General features: G+C 47.9%; 13 protein-coding genes. All 13 read right to left on the bottom strand.

Translation table 11 applies throughout. From position 1 onward, the window contains the following. Positions 1 to 77 precede the first annotated feature (77 nt). Entirely contained in the window at positions 78 to 566 is a 489-nt protein-coding gene (locus LQV63_RS02170) for a YajQ family cyclic di-GMP-binding protein (protein WP_019425058.1), read from the bottom strand. Between the two features lie 114 nt (positions 567 to 680). Further along, entirely contained in the window at positions 681 to 845 is a 165-nt protein-coding gene (locus LQV63_RS02165; RefSeq protein ID WP_019425057.1) for a hypothetical protein, read from the bottom strand. 120 nt (positions 846 to 965) lie between these two features. Then, complete coding sequence (locus LQV63_RS02160; RefSeq protein WP_233695467.1) at positions 966 to 1919, bottom strand: helix-turn-helix domain-containing protein; 954 nt, start codon at positions 1917 to 1919, stop codon at positions 966 to 968. A 277-nt stretch (positions 1920 to 2196) separates the two neighbouring features. Further along, positions 2197 to 2961 (bottom strand): DUF3388 domain-containing protein, encoded by a 765-nt coding sequence (locus LQV63_RS02155; RefSeq protein ID WP_019425055.1) that lies wholly within the window; start codon positions 2959 to 2961, stop codon positions 2197 to 2199. Positions 2962 to 3330: 369 nt separating this feature from the next. Further along, complete coding sequence (locus tag LQV63_RS02150) at positions 3331 to 3585, bottom strand: DUF3243 domain-containing protein (protein WP_019425054.1); 255 nt, start codon at positions 3583 to 3585, stop codon at positions 3331 to 3333. Positions 3586 to 3719: 134 nt separating this feature from the next. Next, positions 3720 to 4466, bottom strand: a complete 747-nt coding sequence (gene ymfI, locus LQV63_RS02145; RefSeq protein ID WP_019425053.1) for an elongation factor P 5-aminopentanone reductase — start codon at positions 4464 to 4466, stop codon at positions 3720 to 3722. A gap of 89 nt (positions 4467 to 4555) precedes the next feature. Then, complete coding sequence (gene yfmH, locus LQV63_RS02140) at positions 4556 to 5836, bottom strand: EF-P 5-aminopentanol modification-associated protein YfmH (RefSeq protein WP_233695466.1); 1281 nt, start codon at positions 5834 to 5836, stop codon at positions 4556 to 4558. Positions 5837 to 5838: 2 nt separating this feature from the next. Then, positions 5839 to 7119 carry an EF-P 5-aminopentanol modification-associated protein YfmF gene (gene yfmF, locus LQV63_RS02135; RefSeq protein ID WP_233695465.1) on the bottom strand — a complete coding sequence of 427 codons (1281 nt, stop codon included), beginning with the start codon at positions 7117 to 7119 and terminating at the stop codon, positions 5839 to 5841. A 178-nt stretch (positions 7120 to 7297) separates the two neighbouring features. Next, positions 7298 to 8044 carry a spore cortex-lytic enzyme gene (gene sleB, locus LQV63_RS02130; protein ID WP_026011423.1) on the bottom strand — a complete coding sequence of 249 codons (747 nt, stop codon included), beginning with the start codon at positions 8042 to 8044 and terminating at the stop codon, positions 7298 to 7300. Positions 8045 to 8689: 645 nt separating this feature from the next. Then, positions 8690 to 11398 (bottom strand): FtsK/SpoIIIE family DNA translocase, encoded by a 2709-nt coding sequence (locus tag LQV63_RS02125; protein WP_233695464.1) that lies wholly within the window; start codon positions 11396 to 11398, stop codon positions 8690 to 8692. A gap of 125 nt (positions 11399 to 11523) precedes the next feature. After that, complete coding sequence (locus LQV63_RS02120) at positions 11524 to 11733, bottom strand: YlzJ-like family protein (RefSeq protein WP_019425047.1); 210 nt, start codon at positions 11731 to 11733, stop codon at positions 11524 to 11526. Beyond that, positions 11733 to 12590: a ClpP family protease gene (locus LQV63_RS02115; protein WP_019425046.1), complete on the bottom strand. Its 858-nt coding sequence runs from the start codon at positions 12588 to 12590 to the stop codon at positions 11733 to 11735. Before LQV63_RS02115 ends, LQV63_RS02120 begins: the two co-directional genes overlap by 1 nt. A 233-nt stretch (positions 12591 to 12823) precedes the next feature. Beyond that, positions 12824 to 14500 (bottom strand): ribonuclease J, encoded by a 1677-nt coding sequence (locus LQV63_RS02110; RefSeq protein ID WP_019425045.1) that lies wholly within the window; start codon positions 14498 to 14500, stop codon positions 12824 to 12826. Between the last annotated feature and the right edge of the window lie 20 nt (positions 14501 to 14520).

Raw genomic sequence — 14520 nt, 5'->3', positions numbered from 1 at the left:
CTCTAAAAGCTCTGCTTGAGAGGTGGCGGGCTATAAGAGGCTGTTCAAAAAGCCCCTTTTGTACACTCATTATAAGTTTAACGATAATTCGTAAATTGCAAGTCTAACGGTAAATCAGCTCCTCTGAGCAGCTGCATTACCTCCTGCAGATCATCTTTATTTTTGCCGGTTACCCGAATTTGGTCCCCCAAAATTTGACTCTTCACTTTCAATTTCGAGTCCCGAATTAAAATGTTGATTTTTTTGGCGATATCCTGTTCAATCCCTTGTTTCAGCTTGATGCGTTGCCGCACAGAACCTCCCGATGCAGGCTCCAATTTGCCGTATTCGACATTTTTGAGAGATATGCCGCGTTTGACCATTTTGGATTGTAAAATATCAATAACGCTCTTAAGCTTATATTCATCTTCGGAGGCAATGACCAGATCCTCTTTTTCTAATGAAATACTGCTCTTGCTCCCCTTAAAATCATACCTGGTTTCAATTTCACGTTCCGCCTGCTTAACTGAGTTGTTCAACTCCTGCATATCCATGTTAGATACAATATCGAATGAACAGTCTGCCATATATTGACCTCTCCCTTCCGTTCTTCCTCATTACTGAAACATTATGTAATACAACACAAAGGCATTCCTCTGCAGACTGCGTCAGCAAAAGAATGCCTGTGCGTTACACGTCTACTAGTAACGGCTGCGCTCCGGCATGCGGAACATATCCAGCACACCAAGCACAATATGCGCCAAGCCGAATCCTAATATGCCGTAACCCCATGCACTTGGCGATAAATAATAACCCAACAAGCTGACGACTACACCAAGACCTGTGACCACCCAGCTTACTGCCATGCTCGACACCTCACTTGTGAAGAGATATAATGATCGCCGCAACGATTATTCTCCCCTGCAGAGATGGCATTATGCTGGTCACCTTGCTAGATGATTTATCCATAAGCCGCGCGTATCGGTTTAGGGCGTGCTTGTTCCGTTCGCCCCCGAATTACCGGTATTTCCTGCGCCTCCGGCTTCTTGCTGGAGCTTCTGCGCTTCTTCATATGGAACCAGCTTCAGATTCATGTTTTTCAAGCCAGCCACATCACCGTCAGGGATTACTTCCCCAGCGATTTTGACGGTAATAAAATCGGCCCGCCCCATTCGAATCGCCATTCCTTTGTCTGGCATCTCGTATTTCACAGTTTTACCATCGTCCAAGTTCTCGTAATACAGCCGTTCGCCCTGACGATTACCTACGAACACGCCCAACCAACTGTAACCGCCTGTCGACGTTATTTCGACTTCCAATTTCCCGTTGTCCGGAGCGGCAACCACAAAATTGTCCTCGCTTCGACTTGACTTCTCAAGCACAACAATCGGTTTTGGTTCAGGCTCTGGCTCTGGTGTAACCGGCGGCTCTGTGCTCGTGTTGCCTCCGTTGCCGCCTGCAGTATCGCCTTTATTCCCCTCACCCGCAACTGGGGACGGCGACTCCGAATCGGTAATCTTCGTATCATCCGCAGTCTGATTGTTCGGGGTATCCGACGTTTTTACTAAAAAGAAATATAGGATCACAAAAATAAGAATAACGAACGCCCACATCAGCAGCGTCGTCGCCCATCTCCCGAATCGGTCCGAATGCTGAACACTGCGTTTCTTCCGAATTATTGGCTCGCTATTGGTCTCCGGCTCGGTAGCAGGAATATCATTGCGGTAATATTGCAATATTTCATCCGGGTTTAAGCCCACCGTCTCTGCGTACGTTTTTACGAAGGCGCGTACGTAGAACGAGCCCGGCAGCACTTTGTAATCCCCTTCTTCAATTGCTTCCAAATAACGCTTCCGAATCTTCGTAGCTTCCTGGACATCATCCAACGAGAGGCCTTTCTCCAGCCTGGCTTTCTTCAACAGCTGTCCTAATTCTGACACAACCTCACCTCCTGTCTGGAATATCATGCTGCAAAGTATGTTCAAAAAGTCCCCTTTTGATCACCAAGATCATCTAGGAAGCGGTTCGACATCGAATCTTGCACTCACCCTCTAAGTCCGGTGCTCATGTAGTCTCGCCTACACTTCGCTCCTCCTTATAAGTTTTGCGGAGCAAAACTCGCTTCGGAAGCATACGCTTCAGGTTCTTGCAACCTTCTCGGTGCTGAAAAGTTCACTTTTTGAACACGTACTTGTATATAACCCGCAACTCCCAATCCTATAGATCATGATAATTGGTCGTAAACGTCTCATATGTAATTTCTTCATCTGGCGTATTGCGCAATTCAATAATGTAATCAAATAAATCGTAATTATATCGGGTCTCCTGAACAAAAATGTCCGGATGTTCAATCACTTTGGTGGAAGGCATATTCATAATTTCGTAAAGAAGCGATTCATGCTTCTCATTGGAGCGTATCGTGCTGACAATGCCATCGATAATGAAAATGTTGTTCGAACTCATTTCTTCCTCAGACATTTGACTGCGGACAGTCTGACGCAGCAGGGTAGACGAGACAAAAGACCATCGCTTCATCGCACAGACGCTACCGGCGATAATCGATTCCGTCTTGCCGACACGAGGCATTCCACGAAGACCAATCACTTGGTGTCCATCGCGTTTGAATATTTCCCCCAAGAAATCAACAAGCAGACCAAGCTCATCCCGAGTAAACCGAAATGTCTTCCGATCATCGGAATCCCTTTCAATATATCTCCCATGACGAACTGCCAAAATATCGACCAATTTGGGCTGACGAAGGGCGGAAACTGTAATATTGTCGACCTTCTTCAACATCTGCCCCATAATCTCAATTTTCTCGTCATCATCCGTCTGCAGTAGCATTCCCCGAGTCTTATCCTCGACACCATTTATTGTAAGAATATTCACCTCAAGCATACCGAGAAGTGATGCGATATCCCCGAGCAGCCCTGGGCGATTTTTATGTATTTTATATTCCATATACCACTGTTTATATTCCATGACACACACCTCATCCGCGGTAATCCGCCGCTTTTCATTCTACAATAACTGGCACGTAAATTCCACCGGACAAAGTGAAAAATGAAAGAAAAAAACGGCAAGCTTTAACCGTAAGGCGAATAGTATTATTATAGCAGATTGTGAGCATGTATTCATGTGACAACAATGAGATGAAGATGACAGAAAAGAAAGAAAGTTCTTTGTAGAACTCCCTTTCTTTTTGACCAATAAGGAATGTTTAAATTCTGGTAAAGCGGTAAAGCGCAGCCAAACATTCCTTATGGCAATAAACCCTACCTCTACACGCGGTCGCTCATCTTCCGAAAGGCCTCGGTAGAGGGTTTCTCATGCTGCTCTGCCATGTGTCAATTAGCCGTTGCGCTCAGCCAATTTCACCATCAAGCGGGCAATCGTCTTCCGATCTTCATCGGATCCGACCTCCCACAACTCTTTCAGCGTGCGCTCCTGCTGATTCTGAGGATCCACTTTCTCATCCAAGAACGAGCCGATTTCATAAGCTAATTTGGAAATGGTTTCTTCTGTCATACCAATTCCTTTTGCTTGCTTGACGCGCTCGCCAAGAAATTTTTTCCATGAGTCGAAACTTTTAAGTACAGATGACATGAGAACGCCTCCTTGTCGCTTTAGTTAATGCGTCAACAGTCGTAATATGTACGATTGAGGCCAGAATTATGCGTTCTCATCATAGATAAAACCTGCCTCGGGAGTATGATTGACATGAATGGATTGCGCCCTGGCTATGTTTGCCATCCTCCGTTGGGGCTGATGACCTGTCCCGTAATGTAGCTCGACTCCGGTAAAGCCAAGAAGTAGACAAGCGATGCTACTTCTTCTGGAGTGCCAAGGCGGCCTAGCGGAATATCGTCCTGAAGAGCAACCCGCTCCTCATTATCCAAATGTTTGACCATATCCGTGTCCACTGCACCTGGAGCAACCGCATTGACTGTCACACCGGATGGGGCAAGCTCTTTGGCCAACGCCTTCGTAAACGCATTTACCCCGCCCTTTGCCGTGGAATACATCACTTCACAAGAAGCCCCCGTAATGCCCCAGATCGATGATACATTAATGATGCGACCGTATTTCTGCGAAATCATATGGGGCACAAATCGTTGGGCGCATAGAAACATCCCCTTTAAATTAATGCTCATGCATTCATCCCATTCTTCTTCCGTCACATCGGTAAACAGACCGTAATACGCGACACCTGCATTATTTACAACAATATCCGGTGTGAACCCGAGCTCGTCCAGCTTCGTTTTCATCCGATCGATCTGTTCCCCTGAACGTAAATCAGCTGCGATCGTCATCACTTCGCCGCCATATGCCAAGCACCGTCTCGCCACTTCATTGGCGGATTCATGGGACTGCAAATAATGGATGATGACCTTCATCCCCACGGAAGCGAATCGTTCAGCGATGGCAGCCCCAATCCCCCGGCTTGCTCCTGTAATCAACACGGAAGTTTCCGCTAAAGCCTTCATTCCCTGTTCTCCCCTTTACATGCTGTAACCTTGGACTAATACCGAAATACAAAGAAGGCGTACCCGTTAGTCAGGCACGCCTTCATATACTACGGCTGTTCCACGATTGAAACCGCTAATCGATTCCAATCGAAATGTTCTTGAAGCCGCTGATGAACCTGTTCTAACTTTAGTGATTCGTATACGGAAATTATATCAAATAAATCCGTATCCCGGAACTTGAACTTCGTGAATTCATTAGCAATTGCTTCTGGCGAATTAAGCATTCGCAAATAAGAACCGATCGCTTTATTGCGAATACGTTCGAACGAAGCCATTTCGAAGCCTTTCTGCTTCGCTTGTTCAATTAGTTCCTGTACACGCTGCACTAAGCGATCCGGCTCCTTGGTTTCTCCGCCCATAATCGAGAACGCATAATCCGGACTGCAGTTGAACTCGCTGCCGAATGAATCGGTTGTCAGTCCTTCTTCATATAGGATCTGGTTCAGTGGCGAGCTGCTGCCCAGCAGCAAATCCATCATGACGCGCGTTGCAATTTCATACTCCAAGAGCGCTCTGCCTTCCAGTCCTGTTCGGGGTTCTTTGCATCCGAACAAGCAGCGCGGGATGGAAACGGGCAGCTTCGAGACACGTCTGGCCTCTTGTACCGCATCAGGTTCTGCTTCGAAAATACGATCGATTTGTCCTTGTGGCTCGAACTGCTTCTGCGATTGATTGCGCCGCACTAATTCAAAAATAGCTTGTTCATCTACACCGCCGACGACGAACAGCAGCATATTGGTCGGATGGTAAAAGGTGTGGTAACACGTATACAGTGTCTCCTTCGTAATCGTGCCGATCGATTCAACCGTTCCGGCAATATCGATGTGTACTGGGTGACGCTGGTACATCGCCTCGATTAATCCGAAGTAGGAACGCCATGCCGGATTGTCTCGATACATGTTGATTTCCTGCGCAATAATTCCCTTTTCCTTCTCTACGTTCTCATCCGTAAAGTATGGTCTTTGCACGAAATCAATTAATGTCTCCAAACTTTCCTCAACTCGGGCGGTGGAAGAGAACAAGTATACGGTACGGTCAAAGGTTGTGAATGCGTTCGCAGAAGCGCCCTGTTGGGCAAAGGTTGCAAAAATATCACCCTCAGGCTCTTCAAACATTTTATGCTCGAGAAAATGTGCGATACCGTCAGGGACTTGAATCGCGTTCTGGCCCTCAACCTTAAAATGATTGTCTATAGAACCATACTTCGTCGAAAACGTTGCATACGTCTTCTGAAAGCCTGGCTTCGGCAAGACGTAGACATCTAAACCGTTGTCCATTCGTTCGTAATATAACGTTTCTTGCAACTGGGAATATTGACGTTGCTCCATCGTTAAACCTCCTCCCGATTACGCAAGAAGTATATCGTGTCCAAATGAAAGGTTTGTGCCGCTTCTTGTATGCGCGTTTCATCCGTTTGTATAATCTCATCTATTAATTGGGCTGTAGAGCGTTCGCGGCCAGATAAGACACGGTTAAAATCAAAACCGATCATTTCAAAAGCTGAGTCGTCAATTTCCCGAAGCTGATTGGCTATCATCGCCTTCGTCTGGTTCAGCTCCAATGATTCAATCTGTCCGGCCTTCATTGCTTCCAGCTGATCTTTAATAATAAGCTGCGCTTTATCAAAGTTTTGGAACTCAATCCCCGATTGGATCGTGCAAATTCCTTTATGGCCGTCAAAGCGCGATGATGCATAATAGGCAAGGCTGTTCTTTTCCCGGACATGAATAAATAGCTTCGAATGTGGATAACCGCCTAGCACACCATTGAATAACAGTGCTGCCGGATACCCATTGTCCGCGTAAGTGATGGTGGAGCGAAGCCCCATGTTAAGCTTCCCTTGACTGACGTCCAGACGTTCGACGACCGTGTTCGGTTCTCCGGTCCGAGGAACGGGCATAGAACGTGCATAAGGCGTTTCGCCCATCCGGCTCAAGACGAAGGACTCGTTAATGTATCGTTCCACCTCTTCGAGTGTCGTGTCGCCTACGACATACACATCGATCGCGGCATGCTCCAGCCACCAACGATATTTCTCGTGCAGCGATTGTGCGTCGATACCATCCAAATCTTGACGATCGCCAAGTGCATGGAGCCGGTATGGCTCATCTTTGCACATTTCCTCAATGCAGCGCTCTGCCGCGTATCGTATCTTATCGTTCACAATCGATTCAATGCGCTGGCGCAGCGTCTCTTTCTCCTCTGTCACATACTTGTTGCGGAAGACTCCTTCTTCCGTGACAGGCGAAGTAATGACATCGCCCATAAATTGAAACGCCTGACCGAGCAAGGAGTCTGCAGAACGGACGAACGTATCGTTAATTACGTCCATACGGAACTGTATAATTTGATAATCTCCCCGCTTGTATACGTCGAACCCAAATCCTGCACCATACATTTCGTCCAGCCGCTCGCGAAAGCGAATCGTTTCCGGATAAGAAGCCGTCCCTCGCCGAAGCACAAATGGCGTCAATGCGATCGGGGTAACCGTTTCTTCCTGAAGCGGTATCCCTACGTATACGGAGATGGCGAACGTTTTGAAGCGATTCGTCGGCATAACGTGAACCCGTATGCCTTTGACATTGCCTCGTTCAAAAGTAGGTTTGCTCACGAGTGTTTACCTCTCTTCTTCCGTGTCCCCTACACGGCTATTGTCATGCATCTTGCATCTTATATTCGATATTTATCCATAGTATACTTGCCACATACCGAATATAGAAATTGCACTTCCATTTAAAAACAAAGAAGCGAACGGTCGAGCCCTGACCATTGCTTCTTCGTTCCGAATGCTACATACAGAATATATGCTTGCCGATCGTTTTCACTTGAGTCCGGGTCCAAATCCACTTGGACGTGGCGGTAACCGGGTTGAAATAATACAGGCAGCCGCCGCTTGGATCCCATCCTTCGATCGCATCCTGTACAGCTTGGCGTGCCTTTTCATTGGGCGTCAACCAGATTTGGCCGTCTGCTACGGCAGTGAATGCCCCTGGTTGGAATATAACGCCCGATACTGTGTTCGGGAAGCTAGGTGATTTTACCCGGTTAAGAATGACAGCGGCCACAGCTACCTGGCCTTCGTATGGTTCGCCGCGAGACTCGCCATATACGGCATTGGCCATTAGTTTCAAATCATTTTCGGAAAATCCAAGATTGTTGGAGCCGCTGACGTTGTTTTTGGGCTTTGAAGCGCTTGGCGCAGTCTCTGCCGCTCCCGGCTTCCAATTTTTCGTAGCGTTATACAGCTTCAATTTCGTCTTCGGACCAGCTACACCATCTGCCTTCATACCGAACTTCCACTGGAACCACTTTACAGATTCAAGCGTGGAGCTACCGAACACACCATCCACTTTACCGTCATAATAGCCTAAAAACTTCAGCCGTCCTTGCAGCTCATTTACGTCTTGTCCCGTTGATCCATACTTTATGGTTGCATTGCTGAAAGTGGCAGCGGACTGTGTCATATGCTTGTACTGATATGCGCCGAACAGCACGAACACCATACACATCGTAATCCAAATCATGCGTTTTCTCATGGCCTAACGTCTACCTCTCTCTTGTGAATTTGACAGGATTGGCAACTTTATTATGAGAAAACGCAGCAAGTTCTATTCATTTGGATTAAGATTTTGACCATAGCTATGCTTCATCATTAACGAAATGCTCCATTCGTGCAGCAGCATGTTTAGGCTGACGGCGATTTGCTTTAATCGCTCTTTTGCTTCACTCTCCCCTATCTTCAGAAGACGTTACGGTTTAGATTTATTGCCATCATAATCGGCCGCTTCATGCCATGGTATATTGAAACGAAGCGTGCCTTATCCTCGGCGTGCTCCACCTGACTATATGGGAGAATGGACAAAAGAACCCGTCAACATGTTTCCGATTTGAAAGGGAGAGGGGCTCTCATTCTGAATGAAGGGGAGAGTGAGGCAACGCATGGAACAGGCACACCCATCTCGCGGCACTACCACCTGCTCCCCCGCCCTCATGACAGCTATTGCCCAGAACATGAAAAAGATTGCCAACCATCTGGCCAGAAGGGCCGAATAGGAGGCAATCTTTTATCCTTCATGTATGTTCTTACGCAAACTAACTTTCAAAAATAGTTAGTATCTATTTCCTTAGAAATACAAGGGGATGTCGACACTTTAAGGGCGTCGGAGCATCCCTTTCTTACGTTATGAAGATATTTTATTTTGTTGATATTGCTCTAATGTCAAGAGCACTTCTCGCGGTCGGCTCCCTTCATGAGGTCCGATAATGCCCTGCATATGCATATGATCGATCAACCGGCTCGCCCGGTTGTATCCGATTCTCATGCGCCGCTGAAGCAAGGACGCTGAAGCCTGCTGCGCTTCAAGCACCATCTGAATGGCTTGCTCATACAGTTCATCGATCGGCTCGTCCGCTGCAAGTCCGTTCTCGTCAATTTCCGGAACTAAGTCTTCGTTGTATTCGGCCTGACCTTGTCCACTGACGAAGGAAACGACCGATTCTACCTCCTGGTCAGACAAGAACGCTCCCTGTACCCGAATTGGCTTCGAGGAGCCCATCGGCAGGAAGAGCATATCTCCCCGGCCCAGCAACTTCTCCGCGCCCACCATATCGAGAATGGTGCGAGAATCCACTTGAGAGGACACACCAAATGCTATCCGTGAAGGGATGTTCGCCTTAATGACACCCGTAATAACGTCAACCGAAGGACGTTGTGTCGCAATAATTAAATGAATGCCTGCAGCACGGGCCATTTGCGCCAATCGGCAGATCGCGTCTTCGACATCATTGGCAGCGACCATCATCAAGTCCGCCAACTCGTCGACGATAATGACAATGTATGGCAGAACCTTATCCGGTTCTTCAGCGACAAGCTTGTTATATCCTTCAATATTCCGTGTGCCCGACTTCGAGAACAGCTCGTATCGCTTCTCCATCTCTACTACGATCTTCTTCAGCGCAAGCGATGCACGACGTGGATCCGTCACGACCGGCGCCAGCAGATGTGGAATGCCGTTATACACATTTAACTCGACCATTTTCGGATCTACCATTAAAAATTTGACTTCATCCGGCTTGGCCTTGTACAGAATGCTCGTAATGATACCATTAATACATACCGACTTTCCTGAACCTGTAGCGCCCGCCACGAGCAAGTGAGGCATGCGGGCCAAGTTGCCTACGATCGGAGTGCCCGAGATGTCGCGTCCAAGAGCGATTGACAATCGTGATGCGGCCTCTAGGAATGTCGGCGTCTCCATCACTTCACGCATCGTGACCGTCGAGACCTCATTGTTCGGCACCTCGATACCAATGGCAGATTTCCCCGGTATCGGCGCCTCCATCCGAATGTCCTTCGCAGCAAGCGCAAGGGCGATGTCATCGGACAAACTTACAATCCGACTTACCTTAACGCCGATGTCAGGCTGAATCTCATACCGTGTCACCGCTGGTCCGCGAACCACTTCCAATACTTTAGCCCGTACCCCGAAGCTTTCCAGCGTCGCCTCAAGCTTGCGGGCTGTCTGCATGAAATCAGCTTGATCCCCGCCTTTGGCACTGTTCGGCTGCTTGGCCAACAAATTGAACGACGGCATTTTGTACGGCTTAACCGGAGGGGGTGGCGGCTTAATCATTGCCGCTTCCGCTGCTCCTTCCGCATTCGCACCGTCAGCATCATGGAGTAATTCGGCAGCTGATCCGGTGTCACCCGAATTGCCACCACTTTGTTGAGCAATAGCTTGAGGGGCTGCTTCCTCCCAATTATCCTCCGTATCGTCGTGCTTCCACGGCGCTTGGCCAGCGGCGGCATTGGGCTCTATCAATTCGCCTTCCTGAGCAGCCCAATCCGGTTCATCCGCTTGTGCTGAGAAATCTCGGAACTTGGGAGCTTCGTTGGAACCGGAATCCAGATCACCATGCTGATTGAGCATCCCACTCGAAGCGTTCGCGGCTGCCGCTGTCCCTGCCGCATTTATAATTAGACTATCTTCCTCATCATCGGCGTCACTCAAGCGCGCCGCTTTCGATCGCCCCTTGAAGACTGCTCTTTCGCCGTATTCTTCATCCTCATCTGTATATTCGGCTGCACGTTTACGGCTGAACAATTGCATAAATATTGGGATCTTGGCACTCCGGCGCGGAGGTCCTTCTTCATCTTCCTCGTCATCGAGCGAATCCGGCAGCATATATTCCTCCGAGGGACGCTTAGCCGCGACCCGCTGTTTGCCTTCCTGCAGCTTGCGTTCATTCAAGCGCGCCTTGCGCTTCTTCTTCAGCACATTGGTCAACTTCTTCACCTGAGTACGCAGGAGACGAACGAGTTCGACATAAGAAAGCTGGGTGGCCAGCATAAATCCGATAAATAGCAACACAATGGTAAGAAGCTTGCTTCCAAGGCTGCCGAACAGCATGAACAAAGCGCAATAAAGCACAGCGCCAACGTATCCGCCGCTTATATCCTTTTGCAGCATCGTTCCTGCTGTTCCTGTCTCTTGAGCTTGCAGTAATTCTAGTTTTAATGTCTTATGTATGTCTTGAAATATGAATCCCGCTCTAACATCTTCGGCAACAGGCAAAATACGCTGCTCAACAGTATGAACGGTACTAATCATCGTTAGAGCCAACATGATGCATACCATCCCTGTCTTGCGCGGATTCCACCCTGACGGCCAATTTCGTTTAATCATGACCGCCAAGCCAATATATATGAACATAAGCGGAATAATGAAATACCATTTTCCTAATAGCAACCCTGAAATTTTGGATAATGATCGCCCGAAAGCCGCCCCGCCAGACAACGCGATGACGGAACACGTAATAAGCAAAATACCGTATATTTCGTATTTCAGGCTTTTGCTAAAGGATTGCTTTTTTTTCTTCCTGCGGGCCAAATACAGTCACCTCCATTTGTACATTATAGCACAGAACAGCCGTTCTTCCTATTGTCATTCCATGAAGACAAAAAAGCACGCTTACCTCCTGAACAGAGGCGCGTGCTCACACATCAAGCCATATGTTAACGCAACGATAAGACAGTGCCTGGAGCAAAACACGGGAGTAAAAAGTCCTGGAGTCCGCGGCCTTGCAGCAACCGTTCGATTCGGACGGTTGTCAAATCCAGTTGCTCCACCAGCAAAGTGCGTCCCTGCCATTCCATTTCCATAAATTTCGGCTCTTTATCATATCCATTCAACACCTGTTCCATTGGCATAACGGTATATAACATTATGCTTGTCCTCCTCCAATCGGCGGAGCAGCCGGAGGGGCTTGGACTGGCTTCGCACCGGGATTCATACTCGGATTTACATTATTCACATTCGGGCTCATATTCGGATTCCCAATCGGATTGGATCTTTTCTCATCAATCATTCGATTCAAGTGCTGTAATGCCAAGCCGATTCCACCCACCTCATCGATGAGACCGTATCGAACCGCGTCAACTCCGATTACGGTCGTTCCGATATCCCGTGTAAGCTCGCCAGTCGTAAACATGAGTTCTTTAAATTTCTGTTCAGACACACGCGAATGAGTCGTAACAAAGCGTACCACCCGTTCTTGCATTTTGTCTAAATATTCGAACGTTTGCGGCACGCCGATTACAAGACCCGTCAGACGTATCGGGTGTATCGTCATAGTGGCCGTCTCCGCGATTATACTGACAGCGGATGATACGGCTATCGGTACGCCGATGCTATGCCCGCCTCCCAACACTAGCGTCACGGTAGGTTTAGACATCGATGAGACCATCTCGGCAATAGCCAGACCCGCTTCCACATCGCCGCCGACTGTATTTAAAATGATGAGCACTCCTTCAATCTTGGCGTTCTGTTCAGCCGCAACCAGTTGGGGAATAACATGCTCATATTTCGTAGTCTTGTTCTGGGGGGGAAGCACGATATGACCTTCGATTTGTCCGATAATATTTAAGCAGTAAATGTTGGATTCACCCGGAGAAGGAGTTGAAGCGGTCCCCAATTGTTGAATCGTCTCCACGGTAGGCGGACCTTTCGGTGCTTGAGCGTCTGGGGGAGCCTCATTTTGTTGCTGTGTAAACGAAAACGGAGACCCATTCTGATCTGACATCACTATTCCCTCCGATCTATCTTGTGCCATGCTGTCATAGGTTGCACATCTAAGGGAATCGTTATGCTTCTAGAACATGATTTCACTTTATCGCTTTACAGAACACTTTCCTTAATGTTAAAAAGGCTGTTATTCCTTGCCCTAGGGCAGGAATAACAGCCTTAACTATTACTTACACGGTTCGTGTGGGCAGGACGAGAATAACTGGTGACTGGGATTCTCGCCCCACACTTCTACACTTCCATGATAATCGGAAGAATCATCGGACGTCGGCGCGTCTGCTCGTACAAGAATCGACCAAGCGCATCCTTCACGTTCGTCTTAAGCGATGCCCACTCATTCACTTTCTCACTCATCAACTTGTGCAATGTCGATGTCACGATGCGATTAGCTTCATCAAGCAACCCTTCCGATTCACGTACATATACGAATCCGCGTGAAATGATATCCGGTCCGGACAAAATCGTGCCGTCTTGCTTACTGAGCGTAACGACCACGACCAAAATCCCGTCCTGCGACAACAGCTTGCGGTCGCGCAAGACGATATTCCCGACATCTCCGACACCAAGACCATCGATGAGCACATAACCAGAAGGAACTTTTGAACCTCGGCGTGCAACACCGTTCTGAATTTCTACCGTATCTCCGATATCGGTAATGAAAATATTCTCAGATTCAATTCCGACCGCTTCAGCTAGCGCAGCATGTTGACGAAGCATGCGATATTCACCATGGATCGGAATAAAGTATTTCGGGCGAATCAAGTTCAGCATCAGCTTTAGTTCTTCCTGACTGCCGTGTCCAGATACGTGAACACCCGATTTCATGCCGCCGTAGATTACATGTGCTCCGAGACGGGACAATTCATCTACGGTACGACCGACATATTTCTCATTACCTGGAATTGGCGTTGCTGCAATTACAACTGTATCTCCCGGCAAAATATCTACCTTGCGGTGTGTAGAACGAGCCATGCGCGTCAGCGCAGACATTGGTTCCCCTTGCGAACCAGTAGACAAAATAACGACACGGTCTGCCGCCATCTTATTCACTTCTTCGGGTTCAATCAGCATGCCATCCGGGATATGTAAATATCCTAATTCCGATGCGATAGTGACGACGTTCACCATGCTTCGGCCGATAACCGTCAGCTTGCGATTGGTAGCATGAGCCGCTTCAATGACTTGTTGTATGCGGTGAATGTTTGAAGCGAATGTGGCAATCACCACACGCTGTTCCGCTTTTCTAAAAATATCTTCCAATGCAATGCCTACACTGCTTTCCGATGGTGTAAAGCCAGGGCGTTCTGCGTTCGTGCTGTCAGAGAGCAAAGCAAGTACGCCACGCTGTCCAATTTCCGCCATCCGATGCAAGTCCGCATATTGTGCATTTACTGGCGAGTGATCAAATTTAAAGTCTCCTGTATGAACCACGCTGCCTTCCGGTGTGTCTAAGCAGACACCAACCGAATCCGGAATGGAGTGATTCGTTCTAAAGAAGCTGGCACGGATGGATCCGAGCTGAACTTCCGAATCCGCTGTGATAAGAATACGCTTCGTCTCACCAAGCAGATTGGCTTCACGTAGTTTGCTCTCTATCAATCCGAGCGTAAGTCGCGTTCCATAAACAGGAACGTTCAAATGTTTCAATACGTAAGGTAAACCACCAATGTGGTCTTCATGTCCGTGCGTAATCAGAATACCTCTTACTTTATCTCGGTTCTCCGTCAGGTATGAAATATCCGGGATGACAATATCTATTCCGAGCATGTCTTCTTCTGGAAACTTCAACCCTGCGTCAATGACGACGATATCGTTACCATATTGAACGACGTACATATTTTTTCCGATTTCGCCTACGCCGCCCAATGCGAAGATGGACAATTTATCAACGTTGTTTTTCTTCGACAAGTGGATCCTAACCTCCTATA

It is taken from the genome of Paenibacillus profundus (assembly GCF_021369635.1).
Lineage (GTDB): Bacteria > Bacillota > Bacilli > Paenibacillales > Paenibacillaceae > Paenibacillus_B > Paenibacillus_B profundus.
This window is presented reverse-complemented; position numbering and strand designations above follow the sequence as displayed.

What these genes read in the sequence shown, in the direction of transcription:
- sleB (WP_026011423.1), bottom strand. Translation starts at nt 8,044, where the DNA reads ATGAGAAAACGCATGATTTGGATTACGATGTGTATGGTGTTCGTGCTG.
- ymfI (WP_019425053.1), bottom strand. Translation starts at nt 4,466, where the DNA reads ATGAAGGCTTTAGCGGAAACTTCCGTGTTGATTACAGGAGCAAGCCGG.
- LQV63_RS02150 (WP_019425054.1), bottom strand. Translation starts at nt 3,585, where the DNA reads ATGTCATCTGTACTTAAAAGTTTCGACTCATGGAAAAAATTTCTTGGC.
- LQV63_RS02155 (WP_019425055.1), bottom strand. Translation starts at nt 2,961, where the DNA reads ATGGAATATAAACAGTGGTATATGGAATATAAAATACATAAAAATCGC.
- LQV63_RS02165 (WP_019425057.1), bottom strand. Translation starts at nt 845, where the DNA reads ATGGCAGTAAGCTGGGTGGTCACAGGTCTTGGTGTAGTCGTCAGCTTG.
- LQV63_RS02115 (WP_019425046.1), bottom strand. Translation starts at nt 12,590, where the DNA reads ATGTCAGATCAGAATGGGTCTCCGTTTTCGTTTACACAGCAACAAAAT.
- yfmH (WP_233695466.1), bottom strand. Translation starts at nt 5,836, where the DNA reads ATGGAGCAACGTCAATATTCCCAGTTGCAAGAAACGTTATATTACGAA.
- LQV63_RS02120 (WP_019425047.1), bottom strand. Translation starts at nt 11,733, where the DNA reads ATGTTATATACCGTTATGCCAATGGAACAGGTGTTGAATGGATATGAT.
- LQV63_RS02170 (WP_019425058.1), bottom strand. Translation starts at nt 566, where the DNA reads ATGGCAGACTGTTCATTCGATATTGTATCTAACATGGATATGCAGGAG.